Genomic DNA, 20,790 nt, shown 5'->3' with positions numbered 1-20,790 from the left:
CTCCTTACTCCGCATTAAGTGAATCCACAATCGCCTGCGACATATATGCTCCGTTTGCTGCTGCAAATTCAGCATAGGAGGTCTCAATATCCGCACCGTCAACAACAACCTTTTTTATCAACTCTTTCTTAAGACTCATTAAATCTTCATTATAAAGAGAATATGCATCCGTACTATATGGCAAGTCTGCCATTTTACTGTTATCATTAAAAATCTGAAGCGCTTTAGCCTGATCCTCAGTGATACTGCCTGCTCCCGGATCATTTGTAAGAGCTACAGTAGCAAGAAGATGATCTATATGATTTTTGGCAAAGCTGTCTGATATTGGACTGTAAGTCCATAACTCTTCAATCTCGCCTCCATCATTCATTGTTTCCATGAAATATTTATATACGCCTGATGGATTGTCACAAGCTGAAGTTATGCACCATACAGGTGCAACTCTTTCAAGATAAAGACCTGTCTCTGCAATAGGGGGCATAGCAATCAGTTCTCCATCAACACCTGCCTCTACAAGTTTCCCGGAAAGTGTCTTTGCCCATGTTCCTGCCCAATATGTAAAAATACCAAATTCATTGGCATAGAACTTATCCCTGCAATCACCGGTTCCGTTATCCACAATATCTTTATCCAGATATCCCTTTGAATATGCATCCCTAAGCCTTACAAGAGCCTGCTTCATCTCTTCATCCATAAAGCCGTCAGCCCAGGTTCCATCTTCTTTTTCATAAAATGATGGATAAGCATCCTGATAAAACTCCGGCAAATAGTTGATATACGGTGCCTCATTATTAATTATTCCTGCTGCAGAAACTGCGTAGGTGTTACCGTTTATTCCGTCTCCATCAGGATCGCCTTCGGTAAATGCCTTAAGAACTTCCATATACTCATCATAATTAGTTGGTACATCAAGTCCTACGTTATCAAGCCACGCCTTCTTGATATAAGTCACACATCCGTTTCCCCTTGTAGGAGATATGCCATAAAGCTTACCGTTTATCTTAAGGCCGTCTATCAGAGCACTCTTACCTGCTTCACTTACCTTTTTTTCAAGATCTGAACCGCTATAATAAGGGGTTATGTCTGCAAGCAGCTCCTGAGCTGCATACGTGGTATAGTAATTGGAACTTAAAAGCACCACATCCGGAAGATTTCCCTCTTCAAATGCTTTTGAAACTTCCTCATAGTAAACATCATGCTCAGGCTGGATTATTACAAGATCAATTCCTGTCAGGTCCTCCCACCTTTTTTCAAACTCATCTCTGCCATTTTCCTGTGTTACAAGAGTCCCATCAACCATTATGGTTATAGACTCCGGTTTAACAGCACTATTATAGGCGCTGCCTATAACGTCTTCCTTTGTCAGTCCTTCTCTTCCGATAGAAGACATGTCCTGTGAGCTTCCGCAAGCCGTAAGCAAAAGAGCTGCTGATATCATGGCTGAATTAATTATCCGTACTTTCCTGTTCATTATTCCTCCACTAAAGCAAAAAAACATTCTGTATAAATATCAAAAAGTAGATAAGCGCCACAGTTATCGCATTTTTATTTCTACTATCCGGCAACTGTATCATTGTTTTTTCGCATATTTATACGGTAGCAGAATGTCATTATAGCATATAAAATATTTATTACAATATAATTTCACACGATATAAAATTACATTTTTTTACCATATACAGGAAAAAAAATCCGAAAGAACCAGTCTATGTTCTCTCGGATTTTTTCTACTCTAAATCATTATGAAGCACTCACAAACTGCGATGCGTAAAGGTTGTAATAAGCTCCTTTTTTTGCCATAAGGCTCTCATGATTGCCCCACTCAAGAATTCCTCCATCATCGATAAAGAATATCCTGTCAGCATTTTTTATAGTTGAAAGCCTGTGTGCCACAACAAATGAGGTTCGCTTCTTTAAAAGCTCTTCTATTCCTCTTTGAACCAAAATTTCCGTCTTGGTATCTATGCTTGACGTAGCTTCATCAAGTATCAGTATCTTGGGATTGGTTAAAAGAGTTCTCGCAAAAGCAATCAGCTGCCTCTGACCGTTGGAGAGACCACCTCCTCTTTCTGTTATAACCGTGTCATATCCATCCTCCATCATATTGATGAAATCATGGGCATGAACGGCTTTGGCTGCAGCTATCATTTCCTCATCGGTAGCACTAGGTCTTCCATACTTGATGTTGTCTCTTATGGTGCCGGAAAACAGATAGTTATCCTGAGTCATGATTCCCAGCTGACTTCTGAGGGACTGTATTGTTACTTTGCTGATATCATAGCCGTCAACGAGTACTCTTCCGCTTTTGGTATTATAAAATCTGCTTATAAGACTCACTATAGTAGTCTTGCCCGCACCTGTGGGTCCGACAAGTGCAATGGTTTCACCTTTTTTTGCCTTAAAGCTGACATCATGAAGGATATCAACATCAGGCTCATCCGGATAAGCAAAGGTCACATGGTCAAACTCCACATTTCCCTGAATTTCCGGCATATCCTCAGCCTTCTCTTTATCTTTTACAAGAGGCTCCATGTCCATTATCTCGTAAACTCTTTCTGCTGATGAAAGATTGGTTATCAGCTTGTTGTAATAGTTGGCAAGATTCCTTATGGGATTAAAGAACATTCCAAGATACAGTACATATGCAGATAGTGTACCTATAGACTCTGCTGTAACTCCAAGCTTTGTCACTGCAAGATAATATAATGTAGCTGTTCCAAGACCTCCTGCAATCTCAATTGTAGGACTGTAAAGGTCAGTAATTATTACCGCAGACCTGAAAGCTTTGATAACATCATCAACTATACCGCTAAACTCTCTCTCTGCCTCTTTTTCAGCGTTAAAGCTCTGTATAACAGATACCCCTTCAATGCCTTCGTGAATAAACGCCGTCATATTCGAATCTTTCTTTTTATGCATCTGCCATCTCTTATGAGCCAGAATCTCACAAAAGTACAATCCGCACATAATAATGGGAACCGCCACGGCAGCTGACAGAGAAAGTACAGGACTTTTTATAATCATTATCACAAGGATAACAACAAGGCTCACCGCTTCCGGGGCAAGAGTCGTCACTGTGCTTGAGAGGACCTCTTTTAACGCATTTACATCACCTGTAACTCTTGCAAGAATCTTACCTGAAGGTCTCTGGTCAAAAAAATCAACTCCAAGCTCCTGAATATGAATATAAAGCTTTCTCCTGATATTCAGTATCATATCATTGGAAATATCCGCCATTATCCTTCTCCAGATTCTGGTGGCCAAATAGCTCACAACGGCAAGAACAATCATTATTCCCGCCATAATAAAAAGCCCACTTACATCACCGTTTACTATTTTATCATCAATTACTTTTTCAATCATAAGGGGATAAACCGTCGATATCACTACAGTCAAAAAAATGAGTAGCGTGACCAAAACAATTTTTCCTCTATATATAAGAAGATTCGCCAAAAGCCTTTTTAAGACATCAAGCTTTATGCTCTCTTTTAGTTCTTCATCTTCTCTGGTGCTGTTTATAGCCATGTAAACACCTCCCTTTTGCCTTATGTTTTCTGTTCTTAAAAATTATTCTCCGGAAGCCATAGCCTTTCTGTAGTCTCCGTACTGAGCCTCATAGGTACTGTAATATAGCCCCTTTTGGGCTAAAAGTTCTGCATGAGTGCCCCTTTCTTTAATCATTCCCTTTTCCAAAACTATGATCTCATCGGCATCCTTAACTGAAGAAATTCGATGTCCGATGATAATCTTGCTCATATCGCGTTTTTCCTTGAGCTCCTTTTGTATGGCGGCCTCAGTCTCCATATCAAGGGCCGATGTGGAATCATCAAGAATAAGAAGATCTGCCCTCTTGGCAAGAGCTCTGGCAATTGAAAGTCTCTGCTTTTGTCCGCCTGAAAGTCCGATTCCCCTCTCTCCGATTACAGCTCCGTAACTGTCAGTAATCTTTTCAACAAAATCCTTGGCGTGGGCGCTTTTTATGGCCTGCCTTACAGTTATTTCATCCATAGTTGCCTTGCTTCCAAGCCTCACATTCTCAGTAATGGTATCAGAGAAAAGAAATACATCCTGCGTTACTACTGATGAAAAAGCCCTAATGTCCGCAAGCGGCATTTTTCTTATGTCTATTCCGTTTATTCTTATAGAGCCTTCCGAAGCATCGTAAAACCTTTCAATAAGGTTAACGATTGTGCTCTTTCCTGCACCGGTAGCTCCCATGATTCCAAGAGTTTTACCCTTCTCAATGGTAAAAGAAATATCCTTTAAGATTCTCTTACCGTCAATTGTAAAACTAACACTGTCAAAAGAAATCTCGCCGCTGTTATCACCTTTTACCGCATCAGGAAAGCTCTTTTCATCATCTGCTTCTGTTAAAGCATCAGTAATCTGCGGCTTTGTATCCAGCACCTTCTCAATCTTTTTATACCCTGCAAGGCCTTGAGAAATAAGAGACAGCATCCATCCAAGGTTCTCTATGGGCCATACAATGCTGATAGAATAAGACACGAACGCCACAAGAGTTCCATAGGTAATACTTCCCTTTATCGCAGCATATCCTCCGATTGCCACAACGAAAGTCTGCATGATCTTGGGAATCATTCCAAGAAGCGGATCTGTATCTGCAAGGTCTGTGGCAAACTTCTTATTTGCCTGCGCATATTCAAGGTTCTTTTCGTCGAATTTCTTAAGCTCTGAGCTCTCAGCTGAAAAGGCCTTCACAGTTCTTACTCCGGAGATATTCTCTTCAACCACTTTGGTAAGAGCGGCATTTTTCTCACTGGTATCGTCATAATCCTTATTCAGTTTCTTTTCCAGATGAAGAGCTATGTATGCCAGCGGCGGCATAAAAACAAGAGGAACAATGCTAAGTTTCCAGTTAAGTGACACCATGCAGATGATTACCCCAAAGAAATAAACTGTAGCCTCTGTCATGAGCATTCCCACAAAGCCTGTAAGGTCCCACACCGAACCCGCATCATCCTTAACTCTTGCCATAAGTTCACCGGTATTGTGTTTATCAAAATACTCCTTGTGAAGTGAAAAGATATGCTTCATCATATCCTTTCTAAGGCCTGATGCCACGCGGCATCCCGACATATCACAGCAAAACTCTTTAACAAACTGGAAAGCTGCCCTTCCAAGACCTGCTGCCACATACAGAAAAATATCTCTTCTGAATATATTCATATTTCTTCCCACGATGACATCATCCACCATGGAAAGTGTTATAAACGGTACGAGAATATCCACCAAAGTACTGCATACAAGGCATATGCCCCCAAGTGTATATCTCCACCAGTTTCTTAAAATATACTTTTTCATATAAATCACATCCTTTTGCGCTAAGCGCTTTTGCTAAAACTAGTTGTCAAAAAAACGATAGGACCTCCCATGGAAATCCTACCGTCCTTACGCATTAGCCTTTCACCATATATCTTATTGCATAAAAAAAGCGCGATTTCCATTCGTGGAAACCGCGCTGCTATATCAATTCAAGCTCACTTATAAAGCAAACTCCTGCGAGGCAACCACATTGTTCCTATTAACTAAATTATTAAGTCTTACTCTGATAATCATTATTGTGTTTACCTCCTTTCGTAATTTTATCGACTATAAATACATTATTATGATTGACCGAAATTGTCAATAACAATTTTCAGAAAATTCCTGTTCATACTGATTTATGTCTCTCAAAATAGTCTTTTATCTGGGAAACCAGTTCATTTTTACCGGCGCTCTTTAATATATATCCTTCAGGTTTTAAGGTAAGAACCTTGGTTACGCTCTCTTTATCACCTTTCCCTGTAAGGAAAAATACAGGAAGGTTTGAGGTTCCAACTTCGCTCCTTATCATTTCAAGTGCCTGGGGTCCGCTTGTAACAGGCATTTCATAGTCAAGAAGAATAAGATCCGGCCTGTTCTTGGCAATATAAGTTATAGCCTGCATTCCGGAGCTTACGATGGTCACTCTGTAGTCATCTGACAGCCAGTCCTTTACCATCTTAAGAAAAGACGCATCATCATCCACCAAAAGAATGTTTTTCTTAAGAGCCTGTGCTTCTCTTCCCTGTGCTACATTTTCCATGACACTTACAAGATTCTTGATATCAAGCGGCCTTGAAAACACATTGGCAATCTGTCCCTCTGCCACAGTCTGCCTAAGGACATTCACCTCTGCATCATCACCGATGACACTAAGGCTTATCTCCCTTTCAATGCAAATATCCTTAAGATAAACAATGTCCTCTTTTATATCATCCAGATAATCTCCCAGATAAAAAAGAATAATATCAATATCCTTAGTACTCTCTGCGATTTCCTTCATTGCAGGTTCACACTTTTTTACCGTAAAACCTGCCTCCCTAAGATTGGAGGAAATAGCATCCACCATAAATGTAGAGCCCCTGCTTATTAAAAGTAGTTTCTTTTCCATTTTTCTCTCCTCATCCAAGTATCCTGATTATCTTGTCCCAATCAGCATTTCTTATAGCACTCTTTAAACTTTCCAGCTTTTCTTTTTCCTCATCCGGGATTCTGTATTTGGTAACAGAATCCAGTACCATAACAATACTGTCGTAGTCAAACATCTGGGCAATTTCCCGCATTGCAGAATATGCCTCGTTAAGTTTTCCCTGCTCAATCAGCTCTTTTCCTGTGTCATCTTCTTTTTTATCAAATATACCGGACAAAAGATCTGCTGTATCCTTGTACATTCCAAGCAATCTTTCGGTATTGGCTCTTATAAAGTCTGCATCGCCTTCATTTCCTGCTTTTTCAAGCTTCTCAGCCAGACTTCCCATTTCCATAAGCCCCACAATTCTTGAAGAGCTTTTAAGGGCATGTACTTTGGTTGTGTAATCTTTAAAGTTCCCGGAGTCAAAGAAATCTTTTATAAGCCTGAAATTGTCCTGATATGAATCGTAAAAGCTCCTTAGAGCATCCATCATTCCTTCAGCTGATCCGCAGTTATCAACGGCCTGTCTGACATCAAAAAGCTTTGAATTTCTTACGGCGTCCGGAATAAGCTTATAATCACCTTCATCTTCACTTTGCTGTGTTTCGGCAGTCTTTTTTACCTTATCCTGCGGAAGGAACTTACACATAATTCCTTCAAGAATATCCGTCTGGATAGGCTTGGACAAATAATCTGTAAATCCCGCACCTATATAAATATCTCTGGAGCCCGAGACAGCATTGGCTGTCAGAGCGATTATCGGAATATCTGAGTCAATGCATTCATCCTTCTTAATATCTGAAAGAGTCTCTATTCCATCCTTTCCCGGCATTCTGTGATCCAGAAAAACCATGTCGTATTTCTTTTTCCTCATCATCGAAAGGCACTCATCGCCGCTACTTGCCGTATCAATCCTTACCATTGTCTTCTTAAGAAGATTCTTTATAACAGTAAGATTCATCTCGGTATCATCTACAACCAAAATATCAGCATCCGGTGCCGTGAAGCTTTCCTTGTACTCTTTTCTTACGGATATTGACCTCTTAAGTGCCAGGTCGTAGTCTCCAAGGGGTTCTGAGTCAATTATCTTCTGGGCTATATCATAGGAAAAATCAGAGCCTTCTCCATAGACACTCTCAACTTTGAGTTCACTTCCCATCATCTTTAAGAGCTGCCGGGTTATGGGCATTCCAAGCCCGGTTCCCTCAATAGTCCTGTTTCTTTTTTCCTCAATTCTCTCAAAAGCCGAAAAGAGCTTTGGCAGATCTTCCTCTTTGATACCGATTCCGGTATCTTTAACAGAGTAGTGTAAAACAACCTCGTCACCTTCTATTTTACTTATCCCGACAGATAACGTTACACTTCCATTTTCCGTATATTTGACAGCGTTGGTAAGAATGTTGGTAGCTACCTGCTTAAGCCTTATCTCATCACCATACAAAAGATGCGGAATCTGAGGATCCACCTTTACGATTAGCTTAAGTCCCTTATCATCAGCTCTTTTCTTGATCATGTTTACCAGGTCGTTTAAGATAGAAGCCACATCATATTCCACCGGCACAATTTCCATCTTTCCGGCTTCGATTTTGGAGAAATCCAAAATATCGTTCACTATACCAAGAAGCGAATTTCCGGCACTTCTGATAGACTCGGCATATTCCAAAATGGTGTCCTGCGTACTTTCCCTCAGTATCATTTCGTCCATTCCAAGCACGGCATTTATAGGGGTTCTGATCTCGTGGGACATATTTGATAAAAATGCACTTTTAGCCTCATTGGCAGCCTGTGCATCCTCCACCGCCTCCACAAGCTCCCCTGTCACAGCTTTCAAAAAGTGTGATAATCTCTCGGAAAGCGGAATGAAATCATCATGATGATGAGTAACAGTCTGTTTTAGTAATATGTGAGACTTTTCCTCTCCAAGCCCCTCTCTCATTCCTGTTGCAATCAGGGCGCTGTTTAAAACGCCTCCCTGCCCCTTGTATCTGTAGATTTCTCCCATTCCCAGAATCGGAAGAGGCTCTTCATCTCTTCCTTCAGAATAATAATCAACTTCCAGATGATAATCGCTTTGAAGGAAAATAATTCTGTTGCCGCAAATAACAAGTGACAAGGTTTCAGGACTAAAAGCGCTCATTCTGGCTGCAGCATTTTTTGTTCCATTTAAGATATCTTCATACTCACCATAGGAAAACCTTACCTTTTCTCCGGGCAATATGTCACCTTCAAGATATACTTCTCCATTTGCCCCAAAGCCTGAAGGAGTTCTTCCGATGAAGGCACCGTTTCTTTTGACAATAAGCGGAAACTCACAGATATTATGGACAAACATGCTATCTGTTTTAACCCCCAGATACTTCTCATAAATATCTGTTGATTTCATATTATCTATGGTAAATACTGTGGTTCTGCCTTCATTGGTAATATCGCAGGCGCATACGTCCATCTCTTTTCCAACCGGTTCCCAGCCAAAAAGATATTCGCTGTAAACATACAGATCAGTTCCTGAATATACCATCACCGATATTCCGGGACTTACCTCTCCCTGCCCTATTACTACAGTATCGTTATTACTTGCCCCAACAAAATCGTTTATATTAGCAACCGAGTTGGCATTGGCAATAGCTCCGTATATCGGAATATCTTCAAGTCCCTTGGAAAATTCATCTATAAAAAGTGATGCAGAAGCCTTTATCCAGGCAAAAAAGATTTCAACTGCTTTTACATTTGGAATCTTTAATATCTCCTCTCTTAATTCCCCTGCACAGAGTAAAACATCATGCACTAATGCGTCTGAATTTCTGTCAAATTTTTTATAAAAAGGTATGGCCTGCGCCTCTTTAATAAATGTAAAGCTGATAATAATAAAACTCTGCACTCCGTAAAAAGACAGAATCCCCCCGGCAGACATTCCTATAGTCTCAAGATTTCCAAAACTGTCCTTTAGAGTTCTTTGGATTTGAATAATATCACTCTCGGGTATATTGGCAAACATGATTTCTGCCACGACCTGCCTATATTCAATATCCGCAGTCTCTCTTCTGAAATCAGGAAATGTTGTACTAAACTCCTCTAAATCACATACTACCAGCTTTTTTTGAACCATAGGCATATATCCTTTTCTTTTTTGGAACTCATTACCGATAATATTATATCGTATTATCGACGCTCCATAAACAATTTTCCATTTTATCCTACACCGTAGTAAAAAATGTTATAAAATAGTTATAACGGTATTATGATAAAAATTGTGGCGATAATCGAGAGAAAATACAGTACTTTAAACTGGATTATAAATTTTGTACATGGCATAATCAGCATTACTATTGCTCTTTGCTGCATTATTTTTATAAGAAAGACCAATACTGCTGTTATTATCTACAGCGTAGGTCTTATTTATTCCGCGCTGCACTATATTGCAGCCGGATTTAAAAAATCAACTCTCGTATATATATAGTGATTTTTTATAATTAGCGACAAAAATATAAATATCTTTGTCGCAAGTGCACCGGATATAATTTACAAAAACACTGCATTTATATATAATGGAAACGTTACCGGAACTATTTTTTTACTTACCACGCCAGTTTTTAACTTGACAGTGGATTTATATGGAGGGTTACCAAATGCCTAACTGGTTAAAAGATGCCGTTTTTTATGAAATTTATCCCCAAAGTTTCAAAGATACCAATGGGGATGGTATCGGTGATTTTAATGGAATCATCGAAAAGCTTGATTATGTCAAAGAACTGGGGTGTAATGCTCTTTGGATAAATCCCTGCTATGATTCTCCTTTTAAGGATGCCGGATACGACGTAAGGGACTACAAGAAAGTGGCTCCACGCTACGGCACCAATGAAGATTTATACAGACTTTTTGAGATTGCACACAAAAAGGGGATTCATGTTTTGCTTGACCTTGTTCCCGGACACACATCCGAAGAACATGAATGGTTTAAGGAAAGCAAAAAAGCTACCGACAACGAATACACAAACCGCTATGTTTGGACTCATCACTGGATTCAGGGAATTGCAGGGCATCCTTATATCGGAGGCGAAGCCGACAGAAACGGCTGCTATATGCTCAACTTCTTTAAATGCCAGCCTGCTCTTAACTACGGTTTTCTTAACAGAACCGAAGATTGGCAGCTTGCGCCCGATCATCCTGACTGCATTGCTACAAGAGAAGCTATGAAAGACGTTATGCGCTTCTGGCTTGATCACGGCTGTGATGGTTTCAGGGTTGATATGGCTGATTCTCTCGTAAAAGAGGATGATGAAAATAAATCCGCTACCGGAAAGATTTGGAAAAATATCAGAGAAATGCTGGATACAGAGTATCCTGAGGCTGCAATCATCTCTGAATGGTCCAACCCGAAGCAAGCCCTAAAATACGGTTTCCATGCTGATTTCTATCTTGATCATCACGGAAACGGTTATAACACACTTCTGCGCGATTATGAAACAGAAGGCGGTGACAAGAGCTTTCTCAAAAAGGATGGAAAAGGCGATATTATGCGCTTTTTACAGGACTATCTTCCAAAATATGACAACACAAAAAATGATGGTTACATAAGCTTTATTACCTGCAATCATGATACACCTCGCCCACGCAGAACCCTTGATATGGATGAGCTTAAAGTTGCATATGCCATGTTCCTTACGCTTCCCGGTGTTCCATTTATCTACTACGGTGATGAAATCGGAATGAGATATCTTGACGTTCCTACCAAGGAAGGGGGATACACAAGGACCGGATCCAGAACTCCCATGCAATGGGATAACAGTAAAAATCACGGTTTTTCAAATGCAGACACTTCAAGGCTTTACTTACCGGTTGATAACGCAGATGATGCTCCTACGGTCGCTGATCAGCTTAATGACAAAAATTCTCTCTTAAATACGGTAAAAGAGCTTACTTCTCTTCGCCACAAATATGAAGACCTTCAGGCTGACGGTGATTTTGAAGTAGTATACGCAGAGCCCGAGTCATTTCCATTTGTGTATAAGCGGGGAAAATTACTGGTTGCAATAAATCCTTCCGATAAAAAAGCCTATGTAAAGCTCCCGTCTAAAGGCGAGTGTATCTACTCAATTGGAGAAGTATCGCTTTCTGATTATGAACTTAAGATGGCTCCGCAGTCGTTTGCAGTAATCGGTTAATCTTCATCTATCTGATTCGACACCTACGTTGGAGATTAGGAAGAGTATTTTAGCGTAAGCATTTTTCCTGCGCTAGAATACTCTCCCTTTGTATGTGCGTAAGTGAATCGGCTGCGTCCGCCACCCTTGACTGAACCTGATGGAAACGCAGGTCTATCCTTGCTCCAACTAATCGTATTGAACATTGTACGATAATATGTTATATTTTACTAAATTTAATTGTTAACATTTAATCATTCAAACAATTAGTTATAGGGAGATTTCTTATGGAGTACAGGCAAAATAAAAAGGGCGAACCAATTTCAATTTTAGGTTACGGCTGCATGCGTTTTACGAGCGGTCCCGGTGGAATAGACATAGCCAAGGCTGAAAAAGAGATAATGACAGCCTACAATGCCGGTGTCAATTATTATGATACCGCTTATATTTACCCCGGAAGCGAAGCAGCGCTTGGAGAAATACTTGAACGTAACCATATAAGAGAAAAAGTAAATATTGCTACAAAGCTTCCACAATATCTTGTTGGAAGCAGAAATGCCATTGATAAATACTTTAGTGAAGAACTAAAAAGACTCCGCACAGACTATGTTGACTACTATCTCATGCACCACATGACTGCCAGCAATCAGTGGGACAAACTGGTCGGGCTTGGTATAAAAGAGTGGATTGAGGAAAAGAAAAGTAGCGGTCAGATAAGAAACATCGGTTTCTCATACCATGGAAACACAGAAGATTTCATAGAAATACTCGATGCTTACGATTGGGATTTTTGTCAAATTCAGTACAACTACATGGATGAACACTCACAGGCAGGATTAAAGGGGCTAAAACATGCCGCTGAAAAGAACATTCCGGTAGTAATCATGGAACCTCTTCGTGGAGGAAAGCTTGTAAATCTCCTTCCCCCAAAGGCAAAAGTTCTTATTGCTTCAAGCCCGCGCGGATATACTCCGGCAGAATACGGGCTTCGCTGGCTTTGGAATCAGCCTGAGGTTACGTGTGTTTTATCAGGAATGAATTCAATCCAAATGGTTCAGGAGAACTGCCGAATTGCTTCAGATGCAAAAGCAGGATCTTTCTCCAAAGATGACTTTGAAATAATCGAAAAGGTCAAAGCTATCATCTCTGAATCAGAGCTTGTTGGCTGCACAGGTTGCAGGTACTGCATGCCATGTCCCAAAGGTGTTGATATTCCGGCATTATTCAGGGTTTATAATATGACTGCTTTAGAGAGTAAATCCGCTGCAAGATTTGAATACGCTCAGACTGTCGGGCTTAAAAAGGAGCCGGCTTTTGCGACTCAGTGCATCGGTTGTGGTAAGTGTGAGCAGCACTGCCCTCAGAGCATTCCTATCCGGGAAAAAATAAAGGAAGCAGACAAAGTACTTCGTCCACTTCCTTATAAGGTCGGTATAAACGTTGTAAGAGCATTTATGCTAAGGAAATAATATTATGCATCCTTAGAATGTCTCTCTCCAATCTGGAAATCATCACAATGTTCAAACATATACTGAACTGTCATTGGATCAGAACCTGTAAGCTTCTTGAAATCATCTGTAAATGTGTCCATCTTGCCTTCACGGATAGCCTGAGCAAATGTTACCATTCCATCAGATGAGAAAGGAGCTTCTGATCCTTTTTTAAATATTCCGTCTGTTGTTCTTGGAACACCCATGGCATCAAATACCTGATAGTTTTCTTCATCCGTAAGCTCTTTGTATGTTATGTGGTTGCCTGTAGCCTTATTACCTATTTCAATGAACTGGGTAATTGTCATAAGTTCTGCTCCATTTATATCAAGAGTTGCATGATCATATTCAGCACCCCTGAAAAGTGCATATGCAACGGCTTTAGCACAGTCCTTACGTGAGATGTATGCCATTTTTCCGTCTCCCTGACTGTTCTTTAATACTCCGTCACCTTTAACATATGTGAAATAATTTGTGATCATAGCCTCAGCATACTGAGAGTTACGAAGGAAAATGTAATCAAGTCCAACATCTTTTACATAATTTTCAGTGTAAATGTGATCTTTTTTCTCAACACTTGGATTGGTTTCATCTCCGGCATTTACAAGTGATGTATACACAATCTGCTTAACACCGGCTGCCTTGGCAGCATCAACTACATTCTTATGTGCATTCTGTCTCTTTGCACCTACAAAAGGCATTGATATAAGAGCAAGTCTCTCTGCTCCTTTAAATGCCTCCTCAAGACCTTCATAATTATTGAAATTAGCTGTTCTTGTTTCAACACCCTGTGCTTTAAAAGGTTCAAGTGAAGCTTCACTATATCCTACGAAAATAAGATCTTCCTTATTTGCAAGAGTCAGAAGTACTCTTGCTGCTTCTGAACCAAGATTTCCGTCAACGCCTGTCAATAATAATTTACCCATCTTAACCTCCTATGAAATTATCAATGATTTATGGTCAATATAATGATAGTTAAATTTTTATCAGTCGTCCAATTCAAAAAAGCAATGCATCATAACGTAATCAAATCATGTTCAGAAAAGCCTTAAGTGTCGGACTTTTGCTTTCCTTATTATATCCCGCTGCCACGCTGTACTTATGACTGCTATTTTCAATTGGAATAAGTCTTATACTATCGCCATAATCAGCAACACTTTGGCCTTCAGGTGCAAATCCTATGTATCCTTCAGTAATTATCAGGAACATCTCTGTATCTATATCTTCAACACTCTTTTCTATTAAAGGTTCAAATCCATCCTCCTCCGCCCTTGAAACCATCATGTCATAAAGATTTCCTATAACATTGCGGCTAAGCATAACCAGCGGATACTGATATAATTCTTTTGCCGTTATACTGCTTCTGTCAAAAAGAGGATGGCCTAAGCCTACCATGGCCATGTAATTCCCTTGCTTTAGTACTTTAAACTTTACCTTTTTATCATCAACAAATTCTGTTGAAAAAGAAACAACAATATCACACAACCCTCTCTCTAAATAGTCAGCAGCATCCTTTAATCGTATTTTATTAAGCAATAGCTCAACATCCGGGAATTTGACTTTGAATCTGGGAATAAGCGGCAAAAGCGCCTGTATGTCCGCCGTAGATGAATAAGCAATCTTAAGCGGCGGCATCGTATTGTCCTTAATCCGTGCCATGTTTAAAAGAGTCTTTTCATAATGCTCGTAAAGACTCTTACTCTCTTGATAAAATGCTGTTCCGGCATCCGTCGGATCGATAGGAGTCACATTTCTGTTAAAAAACTGCAATCCGAACTGTTTTTCAAGAGAGCTTATAAACTGACTAAGCGCTGCCTGAGAAATAAAGTTTCTTTTTGCCGTCTCGGTAAAGTTTCTGCATTCATACAGGTCTATATAGTATTTTAGCTTTTCTATATGCACTTTAAGCAATCCCTTTCTAATTCGCCTCATTTCCTTTCATGCTTATTCAAAAACAGGAAATGAGGCTCTTATTTTTCAATTGACACGTATGATTACCGGATCTCCGGGAAGGCTTACATAGCCGTGCATGACTTCTATCGTACTCCCATCAATCAGGTTTTTATATCGTCCATCAGCCACGTTTATAGGAATTATCCCCGGCTCTCCCTTGAAGGAAAACATGCCAATCATCTTCTTACCATTGCGGCTGTGAATAGCCTTTATTACATTTTCATCATAGGTCTTTGTCCTATATGTACTGTCTGCAAAAAGAGAATCCTGTTTAATCTCATATAACTTCTTCATAAGGTGTGTCAGATCAATCTTTTCTGCAGATTCCCATTCCACGGAGTCTTTGTTAAAAAGATCGGGAAGATGTGATATTCCATACTCCTGTCCGGCATAAATAAGTGTCATTCCCTTCTGAAAATACAAAAAGGCAGTGGCATTCCTTAATACTTTTTCATTTGGGAAAAGAAATCTTGCTCTGGGCTGGTCATGATTTTCTAAAAAGCGCAGCTTTATGTAATTATCGGGATATATATACTCCTGTCTGTTGATGGCATCTGAATAATCATGAAGTGTTCTTGTCCCTGATGCATATCCTGTAAGCTGACCATATATATCGTAGTCATACAAAATATCAAAAGCATCATACATTTCGCAATCGGAATGAGCCACCAATCCAAGCTCTCTCATATTCATTATAAATTGAGGATCTATGGATTCGCTCAGCCATATAGCTCCCGGATGAACCTTTTCAACCTCAGTTCTGGCTTTTTTCCAAAAATCTATCGGAACCAGCGGCGCCACATCACATCTGAAGCCGTCAACTATTTCTGCCCACATTTTAAGTGTCTCTATCTGGTAATCCCATAACCCTTTATTGGAATAATCAAGATCAATAATGTCAGACCAGTCTCCAACCCTGTTTCCAAAAGAGCCGTCACTTTTATGGAAAAACCACTCAGGGTGTTCCATAGAAAGGACGGAATCAGGAGAGGTATGATTGTAGACTACGTCTATCATGCACTTCATGCCTGCAGCATGTATTGCAGCTACTGTTTCCTTAAAGTCATCCATGGTCCCGTATTCAGGATTTACTGCCCTATAATCACTGATGGCATAAGGCGAGCCAAGTTTCCCTTTTCTGGCTTTCTTTCCTATAGGATGAATTGGAGCAAACCAAATAATATCAACCCCAAGGTCTTTTATTCTATTTAGGCTTGGGATAACAGCTCTAAATGTGCCTTCCTCACTGAAATTCCTGACATAAATCTGATACATCACCTGGTTTCTATGAGATTTAGATGTGTTTTTTGCCATAAGCCTGCTCCTTTTCATGATTATCAGCGGTGTACGACGCTATTTTTGTTAAGCGAAGGTTACATTTGCGACTATCGTATTCGTATGAAACAGCCAAAAACAATTCCAATGTTTTGCATTGCTGTATGCAAAAAATATGTGACATTAGTTTAAGTACAACACCATCATATCACACTCTGAGGCGGAGTATATGCATTTGGGGACAAAATGATAAAAATGCATGCACTTTTGACGAGCTGTATTCTTCTCTTAATAAAACAAAACGGAAAGCAAAAGATGGTTTTTCCTTGGCGCAATTGTAACATTATATCTTCCACAGTTTCCACCAAAGAAAAAAAGAAAAACTCTTCTGAAATAATTTCGGGTAATCAAAGTTGTTGATGGTTAACTGTTTTGATGGTCTTAATTGATGGTCGTGATTGATGGGTGGATATTTCGCTCATATTTGCACGTTATTTCAGTGCTTTATAGAACAAAAAATGCGCCCGTCATGCGGGCGCATTGCATTCATTAGTCGTAAATCTCCTTACATGTTCAGTAATGTTTTTGCTGCATAATACTCCTCAACAGTAACACGGCATGCCTTACATGCTCGATCTACAGAGGTATCAAATTCTTTAATAATTCCTTCGACATCCTTAATAAGTCTTTCAGCATCTGTCTCTTCACGGATGGCATTCATCATTTCAACTTCATTGTATTCAGTTAACAACATTTCAATCACCTCCGATCTAAATTTTTCGAGAACATCCTTCAGAATATTCCTGCTGATACATTCTTTGACCGCAGCATCAATAGCAGCATCCATATCCATCGTCTGTAGCTTTTCACGTACTATTTCGACCAAGGCCGCATATTCCTTTAGAGCTTGGCATGCGTCAAGGAGTCCCTTGTTATGCCCGTGGTTAATATTGTACATCTTAGCTTCAAACTCTACACAAGCCTTTTCTTTGTCTTTATACGTTCCGTCAAAAGCATCTGATAGTCTTAACGTCTGAACATCAGGCTCATCTTTGGTGCCATTGTAAAACACGATAAAGACAGGAACCGGTATCTTTTTAAGTTTTGAAGAATACCAGTTGATTTTGTTGACTTTAACATACCTATGGTATGCCAATCCAGTGTAGACAAGACCTCTTAATGGCATATTTGGATTATACGAGGATTGCTGTTCATACATATTGAGACAATCTTGGAATATGAAAGATACATCATTCTGCATTCCCATATAAATTACATCATCAATAGTATTGAACATTAAATCGTCAACATTTATATAATCAGTCCCATTTATAGCATTATACAAATCCAACGCGTTTTGTTTTCTTTCCTCACTTCCAAACAAAAATTTAAAAAGTCTGTCTTTGTACTGTGCTTGTGTTGATGGAGCTCTCTTTTCACACTCTGTCATTTGTCCCTTATTTTCCATAAGTTATCTTCCTTTCGTAATTATTTATATAGAAACAGAAGATAACCCATGCAGGGCATCTTCTGATAAAACGGTAATCAGTGTACCCTCAATGGACTTGTAATAGGAGAACTAAACTAATTGTTCTCCGTTTCTCTTCCTTGTTATACCTTAAATATGGCAAAATAGATAAGGAATAACAAAATATTTCATTTTTCTTTCCGTCACTATAACTTTTTAACTGTCATTACTTTTACTTACATTATAGCAAATCTGTCAGAATCTTCAATTTGCATTCTGTACAGAAATTGCATGTGATTGTATTGCTTATTCCGGCCTCTTTCAGCCTTTCTTAATGTGCATAAAAGCCTCGGAACGTGGATTCCAAGGCTCATATTGACATGTTATATTGAAGTTGTATTGGTTACATTTTTATAAAGATATTATAAATGCAACAGGCAAAATATCAAGTCTTTTTCTATCACTGCTTTTTTCTGTATATCACGATTCCTGCCACGGCTACAAGAACTACTATACATCCTATAATAATAGGAACTGTATAGCTTGGAGTAGTAATTTCTGCTTCAGCAGCCTCTTCCACTACAGGCTCTTCTACTTCAGCCGGGATTTCTTCAGCCATTTCTGCGACCTCTTCAATAACCTCTTCTGAGGAAGCCACGGTTGCAGCTTCCTCCGCCTCTAAAATGTTCAATTCTGTAAGGTCATCTGTTGATAAGATGTATGATGTGATCTCGCCTTCATATGGAATAGTTATATATCCATCTTCTACGATCCAGGAATAGCCTTTCACATAATTGCCATTCTCATCCTGAGTAAACAATTTAACAACTTCGTCATTGTCATATGGAACTTTAACCTTGAGCTTTATGGTATTACCCTCAGGGAGAGTAGTATCCATCAGGGATAGTTTGTAAGCATTATTTACACTTTCTGCTTCATATGCATCTAATTTTGCTGTAAGGTCAAGAGTGTAGCTGTCTTCAGATTCCCATGTTTCTACTACCCAACTAAACAACGTATCACCATCATTATTTACATAATTAACAACTCCGGTTTCTTTATTTATACGGGTAGTATTAAGCTCAGTTCCAGTAAGGGTGTTTTCAATAGAATCTGAGTTAATGTTAAGATACATGCTATTCGATACGCCATCTTTTGAGAAGTAAACAAAGTTTTCTCTAGCCTCTTCTGTTATGGTATCAAAGTCGTGTGAATAGATTTTCACTGATACTGTCTGTTGAGTGCCTGATTCTTCTTGTGCAGTTTCTATTTGATCAGTATTTGTGGGTGTCGATTGAGAAGAATTGGCCTCTGAATTCTGACTTGTTGTCGTTTCTGAATAAGATGTGCTAGTATCCCAGCTGTCTGGAAACTGTTCTGCAAGTTGTTGGGCAGCCTCTTGATCATCCATACCTGAATCAAATAGTTCCTGCAATGCATCGGCTTGTTCGTGAGGGAGTCCCATACCCGGTTCCGTACTATAGTAATCTTCGCTGCTCATCTGCACAAATGTAACGCTAAAAATGCTAATAACGGCCATAGTACATATAAGCGTTAGTAATGGTTTTTTATGTGATCTCATTAAAATTCCTCCAATAAATTTCAATAATTATCTGTTTCTAAGATATAATTTAGGGAACATTTTAGCAATAATCACTTGCTAATGTTCCCTAAACTTATAATTCCTTACTTTTACTATCACTGTTTGTTTCTGTATATCACGATTCCGACCGCGGCTGTAAGAACTACTATACATCCTATAATAATAGGAACTGTATAGTTTGGAGTAGTAATTTCTGCCCTAGCAGCCTCTTCCACTACAGGCTCTTCTACTTCAGCCGGGATTTCTTCAGCCATTTCTGCGACCTCTTCAATAACCTCTTCTGAGGAAGCCACGGTTGCAGCTTCCTCCGCCTCTACAATGTTCAATTCTGTAAGGTCATCTGTTGATAAGATGTATGATGTGATCTCGCCTTCGTAAGGGATTACTATGTAGGCATTCTCCACTATCCAAGATTTCCCTTTGACATAATTCCCGTTTTCATCCAGCGTGAATGACTTAACCACCTGGTCATTATCGTAGGGAACCTTTACTTTGAGTTTTATGCTGTTACCCTCAGGCAAAGTTGCGTCCATCAATGACAGTTTATAAGTATTGTTTACGCCTTCTGCTTCATATACATCTAATTTAGCTGTAAGGTCAAGAGTGTAGCTGTCTTCAGATTCCCATGTTTCTACTACCCAACTAAATAGTGTATTGCCTTCAACATCCACATAATTGACAACTCCGGTCTCTTTATTAATGCGCGTTGCATTAAGCTCTGTTCCAGTAAGGGTGTTTTCAATGGAGTCAGAGTTAATGTTAAGGTACATACTGTCAGCTACGCCATCTTTTGAAAAGTAGACAAAGTTTTCTCTGGCCTCTTCTGTTATGGTTTCAAAGTCGTGTGAATAGGTATTGACAGAGGTAGACTGTTGTGTAATAGCTTCTGATTGAACAGTTGTAATCTCTTCTGCTTGTGATTCGGTTGGTTGAGTAGGAGCCACTTCTGTAGTATTTGAAGCTGATACTTCATTGTTTTTTGTTTCCCATGTTTCAATCTTTCCTTCATCAACCATTTCAGAATAAGCGTCCTGAAAGCTCATTCCGGAGTCTATCATATCCTGTAGTTCTATAGCGATATCATGTTCGAGTCCCATCCCAGGTTCTGTACTAAAGTAATCTTCGCTACTCATCTGCGCAAATGTCACGCTTAAAATACTAATAGCAGCTATAGTACATATAAGTGTTAATAATGATTTTCTATGTGATCTCATTAAAATTCCTCCAATTAATTCCAATATTTGTCTGTTTCTAAGTATATTATCTATTAGGTATTTGCGAAACTCATTAGAAGTTAAGGTGTAACCTTAACAAAAGCATTTTGGAACGCTTTTTTGAGGGCAAAGACGTGAATTGGGCTGATAAAGCTTATCTTAGGCGCACTTGAATAAGGCTGATGCCTTATT

Annotated in this window: 14 protein-coding genes; 3 read left to right on the top strand and 11 right to left on the bottom strand. The window is 39.4% G+C overall.

Features of this window, described 5'->3' with window-relative positions; genetic code table 11:
- Positions 1–4: 4 nt before the first annotated feature.
- The 5 genes from J6O61_RS11060 to J6O61_RS11040 all read right to left on the bottom strand — a co-directional run bounded on the left by J6O61_RS11060 (position 5) and on the right by J6O61_RS11040 (position 9,560).
- Positions 5–1,471 (bottom strand): extracellular solute-binding protein, encoded by a 1,467-nt coding sequence (locus tag J6O61_RS11060; RefSeq protein WP_292213063.1) that lies wholly within the window; start codon positions 1,469–1,471, stop codon positions 5–7.
- 269 nt (positions 1,472–1,740) lie between these two features.
- A complete protein-coding gene (locus tag J6O61_RS11055) occupies positions 1,741–3,525 on the bottom strand; it encodes an ABC transporter ATP-binding protein (protein WP_292213061.1) in 1,785 nt (594 codons plus the stop codon).
- Between the two features lie 42 nt (positions 3,526–3,567).
- On the bottom strand, positions 3,568–5,322 hold the full coding sequence (locus tag J6O61_RS11050) for an ABC transporter ATP-binding protein (RefSeq protein WP_292213058.1): 1,755 nt from the start codon (positions 5,320–5,322) through the stop codon (positions 3,568–3,570).
- A gap of 349 nt (positions 5,323–5,671) precedes the next feature.
- Positions 5,672–6,433, bottom strand: coding sequence for a response regulator (locus J6O61_RS11045; protein WP_292213055.1), 762 nt, complete (start codon positions 6,431–6,433; stop codon positions 5,672–5,674).
- A 10-nt stretch (positions 6,434–6,443) separates the two neighbouring features.
- A complete protein-coding gene (locus tag J6O61_RS11040) occupies positions 6,444–9,560 on the bottom strand; it encodes a response regulator (RefSeq protein WP_292213051.1) in 3,117 nt (1,038 codons plus the stop codon).
- 132 nt (positions 9,561–9,692) lie between these two features.
- Here J6O61_RS11040 and J6O61_RS11035 point away from each other — a divergent pair, with 132 nt between their 5' ends.
- The 3 genes from J6O61_RS11035 to J6O61_RS11025 all read left to right on the top strand — a co-directional run bounded on the left by J6O61_RS11035 (position 9,693) and on the right by J6O61_RS11025 (position 13,064).
- Positions 9,693–9,911: a hypothetical protein gene (locus J6O61_RS11035; RefSeq protein WP_292213049.1), complete on the top strand. Its 219-nt coding sequence runs from the start codon at positions 9,693–9,695 to the stop codon at positions 9,909–9,911.
- Positions 9,912–10,080: 169 nt separating this feature from the next.
- Positions 10,081–11,616 carry an alpha-amylase family glycosyl hydrolase gene (locus tag J6O61_RS11030; protein ID WP_292213048.1) on the top strand — a complete coding sequence of 512 codons (1,536 nt, stop codon included), beginning with the start codon at positions 10,081–10,083 and terminating at the stop codon, positions 11,614–11,616.
- 266 nt (positions 11,617–11,882) lie between these two features.
- Positions 11,883–13,064, top strand: coding sequence for an aldo/keto reductase (locus J6O61_RS11025; protein WP_292213045.1), 1,182 nt, complete (start codon positions 11,883–11,885; stop codon positions 13,062–13,064).
- Positions 13,065–13,066: 2 nt separating this feature from the next.
- On the opposite strand, the gene J6O61_RS11020 is transcribed toward J6O61_RS11025, so the two are convergent.
- From J6O61_RS11020 to J6O61_RS10995, 6 genes are all read right to left on the bottom strand, one after another.
- Positions 13,067–14,011 (bottom strand): NmrA family NAD(P)-binding protein, encoded by a 945-nt coding sequence (locus J6O61_RS11020; protein ID WP_292213043.1) that lies wholly within the window; start codon positions 14,009–14,011, stop codon positions 13,067–13,069.
- 100 nt (positions 14,012–14,111) lie between these two features.
- Positions 14,112–15,017 carry a LysR family transcriptional regulator gene (locus tag J6O61_RS11015; protein WP_292213041.1) on the bottom strand — a complete coding sequence of 302 codons (906 nt, stop codon included), beginning with the start codon at positions 15,015–15,017 and terminating at the stop codon, positions 14,112–14,114.
- A gap of 45 nt (positions 15,018–15,062) precedes the next feature.
- Complete coding sequence (locus J6O61_RS11010) at positions 15,063–16,352, bottom strand: alpha-amylase family glycosyl hydrolase (protein ID WP_292213038.1); 1,290 nt, start codon at positions 16,350–16,352, stop codon at positions 15,063–15,065.
- A gap of 526 nt (positions 16,353–16,878) precedes the next feature.
- Complete coding sequence (locus J6O61_RS11005) at positions 16,879–17,781, bottom strand: hypothetical protein (protein WP_292213035.1); 903 nt, start codon at positions 17,779–17,781, stop codon at positions 16,879–16,881.
- A 460-nt stretch (positions 17,782–18,241) separates the two neighbouring features.
- Positions 18,242–19,363: a hypothetical protein gene (locus J6O61_RS11000; protein WP_292213033.1), complete on the bottom strand. Its 1,122-nt coding sequence runs from the start codon at positions 19,361–19,363 to the stop codon at positions 18,242–18,244.
- A 116-nt stretch (positions 19,364–19,479) separates the two neighbouring features.
- Positions 19,480–20,598, bottom strand: a complete 1,119-nt coding sequence (locus J6O61_RS10995; protein ID WP_292213031.1) for a hypothetical protein — start codon at positions 20,596–20,598, stop codon at positions 19,480–19,482.
- Between the last annotated feature and the right edge of the window lie 192 nt (positions 20,599–20,790).

This window comes from Butyrivibrio sp. (assembly GCF_017635265.1).
Classification (GTDB): domain Bacteria; phylum Bacillota; class Clostridia; order Lachnospirales; family Lachnospiraceae; genus Butyrivibrio.
Note: the sequence above shows the minus strand (reverse complement) of the source record. Positions and strands in the feature narration are given on the sequence as shown.